The sequence below is a fragment of the Micromonospora sonchi genome, from assembly GCF_014646235.1.
Classification (GTDB): domain Bacteria; phylum Actinomycetota; class Actinomycetes; order Mycobacteriales; family Micromonosporaceae; genus Micromonospora; species Micromonospora sonchi.
The window spans coordinates 1-4699 of record NZ_BMNB01000065.1; the positions used below are offsets into that span (position 1 = coordinate 1).

The following is a 4699-nucleotide window of genomic DNA, read 5'->3' on the forward strand; positions in this document are numbered from 1 at the left end:
TCTACCTCGACGCGGCCTGCATCCTCATCACGATCCGCAGCCTCATCGTCCGAGCCTGGAAACACTACCGATGGGAAACCCGACCCCGCAGCCCTCGCATCCGATGACCTACTGGCGGACGCACTTAGCCACCCGGTCCCGTCGATACAGGCAGAGATGGCAGTATCCGATCATCGGCAGATCAGTGCTCGATCGGGAGCGGCATACGGCTGTGGGTCTGCGCCCCTGTCGAGCTGAACCGTTCGTGCTATCACGAAGCGCGCGCACCGTCGTGACGTGACGGCGAGCGATCCCTGACCGCGATCCGTCTGCGCTATCAGCTCGACAGCGCCACAACCCAGGTCCCCGCACCCAGAAGCTCTACCGCAGTAGCCCGCCCACATGGCGCCCAACAAACCGCCGAGACCGGTCGAGCAAACCGACGATCCCTGACCCTCACGTCTGTCGTTCGGCCGGCTTTCGGTCCGTTCTGGCCCAATGGGTCCGTTACGCGTCGCTGTGCGGGAGATTCCGTTCGCTTCAGTCCGCCAGAGGTTGGAGGGCGGCGATCAGCTCTCTGCCGTCGGCGGTGAGGGCGTACGTGATCTGGACCGGGGTGCTGGGAACGACGGTGCGCGCGATGAGCCCGCGCTCCTGAAGCTGTTTGAGCCGCAGAGTCAGTTGTGGATCGGAGATGCCCGGGACGTCATGGCCGTGCTCGCTGGGTGCGGCGCCATCGCTGCGGGGTGATGCCGTAGCGGTCACGGAAACGGCGGACGAGATAGGTGGCGTCGCGTAGGCCGGTTCGGGCGGCCACAGCGTCGAGCGGCAGGTCGGTCTCGCGCAGCATTCGCCGGACCTCGGCCATGCGCCGTTCGATGATCCATTCAAGCAGGGGGCGGCCGGTGCGCCGGCGGAGCAGGGTCGTGAGGTGCCCCGGGGTGTAGCCGAGCGTGCGGGCGACATCGGCAGCGGAGACCGGTTCGCGGAAGGTCGCCTCGATCTCGGCGAAGACCCGCTCGACGAGTGGGTCCGGCGTGGCCGGAGCGCTGGCTGCCAGTCGCGCGGCCGCGACCAAAAGCCGGGTGAGCAGCGCGGCGACGGCCTCGGGGGCGCCGAGACGGCCTGGGTCGGCTAGTTCCTCGGCCAGGTCCGCCAGCCACGCCGACCAGTTCGCCTGGTCGGGCTCTGCGATCCGGCCGCGCCCCGCGTTGATGGCGAACAGGGCGAGGAGGGGATGGTGCATCCAGACCAGTGGGGAGACCGATCTCAGGGCGGGAACGGCGTCCGGTGTGAACGCTACCGACCACGCGCGGCCGCGGGTGAGCTCGGTCGCCGCGACGCCGATGATCTGCCCGGGCGATACAGCGTGGACCTCGCCGGCGCGCAGCGGTCGTTCGACGCCGTCGACGGCGAACGAGCCCATGCCCTCCTCGACATAGACCAGGACGAAGAAATCGTGGGCGTGCCGGTGGTCCGGCGGGAGGCGGGAGTGGGCGGCTTCGGTGTCGAAGCGGGTCACCGAGACAGGAGGCAGGCCGGGACGCTGCCGGTAGCGGTAGACCGGTGTCCCGTCGCGTCGCACCGTGTGCAGCCACGACCGGCCTCCTGGCGAGTCACTGACCGAAGAATGTCCCATGGGTTCCACGTTAAGTCCTGCTCAGTAACCGCAGAATATCCAAGACTTGAAGGTGATGACACCGGATCTGTCACGGACCGCCGAGGCAGACCGACACCGCGTACACAGGAGGCACCCATGACAGCTTCGAACCGCGTACGCATCCTCGACCAGCGAGGTCCGGAGGATCGGGACCGCCGGTTCCTGCCGGGCGCGGGAAAGACCTGGCTTCTTCCGTTCTACGACGCTTTCACCCGGGTGGCCGGCGTCCGCGCGCTGCACGAACGCGCGGTCGAGCTCGCCGGAATCGAGCCCGGCCAGACGGTGGTCGATGTCGGCTGCGGCACGGGCAACCTCTCGATCGCCGTGCTCGCGGCCCAGCCGAGCGTGCGGGTGACCGGCCTCGACCCCGACGCAGACGCCCTGCGCAGGGCAGCGCGCAAGGCGCAACGGCGCAGCGTCGCTCTTACCCTCGTCCAGGGATATGCCGACCGGATCCCCGCTGACGACGCCTCGCTCGACCATGTGGTCTCGTCGTTGGCCCTGCATCACATCGATGACGACGGTCGGACCGCGTTCGCGCGCGACGCGCTGCGTGCTCTTCGGCCGCAAGGAAAGGTCACGATCGTCGATTTCGGCGGCCCAGCCTCCCACCTTGAGGACCCCGAGCACCCCACACACCACCATGGCCACAACCCTGTCCACATCCTCCGGCACCTGACCCGCCTCATGCGTTCCCGGGTGGCGCACAACCCGGTCCTGGCCCGCAACCACAGCAATGGCATCGTCACGCTCCTGGCCGACGCCGGGTTCGGCGACGCCCGGGAGATCGCGCACGCCGACCACAGATTCGGCCGGGTCACCTACGTGCAGGCGACCCGCCCCATGAGCTGAGCCCGAATGGGGGTGCCGACCGGCCCAACCACGCCACGCCACGCGATGGCAGAGCCCTCAACGCCACAGGCCGGTACCGCCACCAACATCCGCTCATCGGAATGAGCGTGCGCGGGGTCGGTTCGATGAGGCGCGTGCGGCCGAGGCCGCTCTCGTGTCGAGATGGGTCCCGGCGGAAGCTCGGGACCCATCAAGGTAGGGTAGTTCTCAGGCGAGCGGGATAGCCCCGACAAGGCGCAATCCGCGCTGAGTGTCGGCCTGTGTCGATCAGGACACGCGAACCGAAGCCCAACGACATAAACAGTTGGTTGCCGTCATTAGCGGGCCACCAGTTTCAGATCATCATTGATGACAATCATGGCTGTGTGGTCGGCGTCGGGCCTCGGACACCAGTTTGCAGCATCCATGCTGTGTTTCGCGTACTGGTGGTCAAGCGCGCTTGACCACGTCAATCTCAGCGCAGCGACGCCCTTGACCGGCCCTGTTTCGATCGGGGGCGGTCGTTGTGGTTGATCGTTCTGTGGCTCCGGTCATCCCGCCGGTGATGTTGGCGGACCAGGAGAAGGGCCACCGTCAGCCGGCCGGGGGAGCGCGTCGCCGTCCGCCGTTGCCGCTGCCGGTCCTGCCGGCGCCGCCTGCCGGCTCGATGGTGTACGGCGTGGCCGCCATCGATGTCAGTGGTCGCATCGCCGATCGCACGATCATCCGTGCCCTTGGCTGGGCACCGGGCACCCGTCTGCACGTCCGGGAGTGCTCCGGGGTGATCGTGGTCCGGGTGGATGGGCAGGGGTCTTCACCGTCACCGGTCAAGGGCGCCTGCATCTGCCGGTGGCGGTGCGGCAGTGGTGCGGGTTGACCGCCGGGGACCGGGTGTTGCTGGCCGCGAGCCCTGCTGACGGCCTGCTGGTGGTGCATCCGCCGGCGGCTCTGGATGCGATGGTGGTGGCGGTGCACGCCGATGTGCTGGGTGGTGGTCAGGCATGAGTGACACCACTGCGGGCCGGGCCGAGCTGGATGCCGCGCGGCTGCTGCTGGCGCGGATGGGTATCTCTCCGGCTGATCTTGTCGAGCGACGTCGGATCGTCCGCCCGCACCGACGTTCGCCGACTATGTGCCGGTGGTGTCGGCGGCGGTCAGTGACGGTACGCGGCGGGCGTACGGCTCGTACTGGAAGCGGGTCCTGGAGCACTGGGGGCAGCGCCGGCTGGATGAGCCGAGCCCTTCGGAGATCGAGCAGCTCGCCGAGTACGCCAAGACGCACGTGGTTGCCCGGCGCAACGCTCGAGGTGGGCGCAGCGCGGCGGAGCATCTGATCGCCGCGTTGCGGTGTCTGTACAAGCGGGCGGTGGCCGACGGGTACATCGCTGCGGCGGATAACCCGGCTTTGAAGGTGGCGAAGCCGCGGCGGTTGCCGAGCTAGTACTCCAGCCGTACTTGGTGGAGTTGGAGTCTTCGCTGGTAGTGGGCTGTTCTGGCGCGGTATTGGTGTCGGCGTCGCCATTGTGACCATCGATGTGTGTGGTCGAAGGGTTGGGTGGTGGTGATCAGGTGTGCCAGGAGACGGCGGACCTCACCGAGGGTGAGCGGTATGAGGCCGTCATCGGATTCGGTGCCCCCTTTTTCGCTTGTGCGGCGGTGACGGCGAGGTAGGCGTGGGCGCACAGAACGAGGGTTATGTGGCGGTACCAGGCGTCGTACCGACGTACCTGGTAGTGGTCCAGGCCGACCTCGGTTTTGGCGGTCTGGAAGCACTCCTCGACCGCCCACCGGGTCCCAGCGATGCGAATTAGATCCTCGTCGAGGGTCTCGGCCGGACCGAAGCACAGGTAGTAGGCCAGGTCCGTGGGGTCGGTGATGCTGCGGCGGATCAACAGCCAGTGGTCGTATCCGTCGGTGCTGGGTAGGGAGGCCACGGCCCAGTCGTAGAGTCGTGGTCCTTTGGCGCCGTCGCCGCAGCTGCGGCGCTTCCATGCCAGGGCCGGCGCGGCGGCGGCGAGGACGTCCGGGCGGGAGTTGCCGGCTGTGGTCGGGACCCGCTGGTTGCGGGGCACGGCCAGGACGTAGCCGATGCGCTGCTGCTGGCAACCACGTCCGGAATTTCGAGTCCTGCCCGTATGCCTCGTCCGCGGTGACCCACTTCGCTGGCAGGCCGGCGGCGATGGCACGTTGAATCATCCGCAGGCCCAGCGTGGGCTTTGTTCCGCAGGC

General features: G+C 68.0%; 6 protein-coding genes and 1 pseudogene. 3 read left to right on the top strand and 4 right to left on the bottom strand.

The genetic code is table 11. The features are described from left to right. Positions 1-519: 519 nt before the first annotated feature. Together IEY61_RS32265 and IEY61_RS30650 are read right to left on the bottom strand one after the other, a co-directional pair. A complete protein-coding gene (locus tag IEY61_RS32265; protein WP_373293252.1) occupies positions 520-744 on the bottom strand; it encodes a winged helix-turn-helix transcriptional regulator in 225 nt (74 codons plus the stop codon). Further along, complete coding sequence (locus IEY61_RS30650) at positions 686-1618, bottom strand: AraC family transcriptional regulator (protein ID WP_189050796.1); 933 nt, start codon at positions 1616-1618, stop codon at positions 686-688. Before IEY61_RS30650 ends, IEY61_RS32265 begins: the two co-directional genes overlap by 59 nt. Positions 1619-1735: 117 nt before the next feature. Here IEY61_RS30650 and IEY61_RS30655 point away from each other — a divergent pair, with 117 nt between their 5' ends. The 3 genes from IEY61_RS30655 to IEY61_RS30665 all read left to right on the top strand — a co-directional run bounded on the left by IEY61_RS30655 (position 1736) and on the right by IEY61_RS30665 (position 3911). After that, the gene (locus IEY61_RS30655) at positions 1736-2491 is read left to right on the top strand and encodes a class I SAM-dependent methyltransferase (RefSeq protein WP_189050799.1); all 756 of its coding nucleotides are present in this window, start codon (positions 1736-1738) and stop codon (positions 2489-2491) included. An 828-nt stretch (positions 2492-3319) separates the two neighbouring features. After that, complete coding sequence (locus IEY61_RS31710) at positions 3320-3475, top strand: hypothetical protein (protein ID WP_229706633.1); 156 nt, start codon at positions 3320-3322, stop codon at positions 3473-3475. Between the two features lie 133 nt (positions 3476-3608). Continuing rightward, complete coding sequence (locus tag IEY61_RS30665; RefSeq protein ID WP_229706639.1) at positions 3609-3911, top strand: site-specific integrase; 303 nt, start codon at positions 3609-3611, stop codon at positions 3909-3911. 124 nt (positions 3912-4035) lie between these two features. Here IEY61_RS30665 and IEY61_RS31715 read toward each other — a convergent pair whose 3' ends face one another. Both IEY61_RS31715 and IEY61_RS32335 read right to left on the bottom strand, forming a co-directional pair. Further along, positions 4036-4542, bottom strand: coding sequence for an IS701 family transposase (locus IEY61_RS31715; protein WP_229706640.1), 507 nt, complete (start codon positions 4540-4542; stop codon positions 4036-4038). Then, positions 4484-4666: pseudogene (locus IEY61_RS32335) on the bottom strand (hypothetical protein); the annotation flags it as partial. The pseudogene IEY61_RS32335 and the gene IEY61_RS31715, both read right to left, overlap by 59 nt. Between the last annotated feature and the right edge of the window lie 33 nt (positions 4667-4699).

What these genes read in the sequence shown, in the direction of transcription:
- IEY61_RS30655 (WP_189050799.1), top strand. Translation starts at nt 1,736, where the DNA reads ATGACAGCTTCGAACCGCGTACGCATCCTCGACCAGCGAGGTCCGGAG.
- IEY61_RS30650 (WP_189050796.1), bottom strand. Translation starts at nt 1,618, where the DNA reads ATGGGACATTCTTCGGTCAGTGACTCGCCAGGAGGCCGGTCGTGGCTG.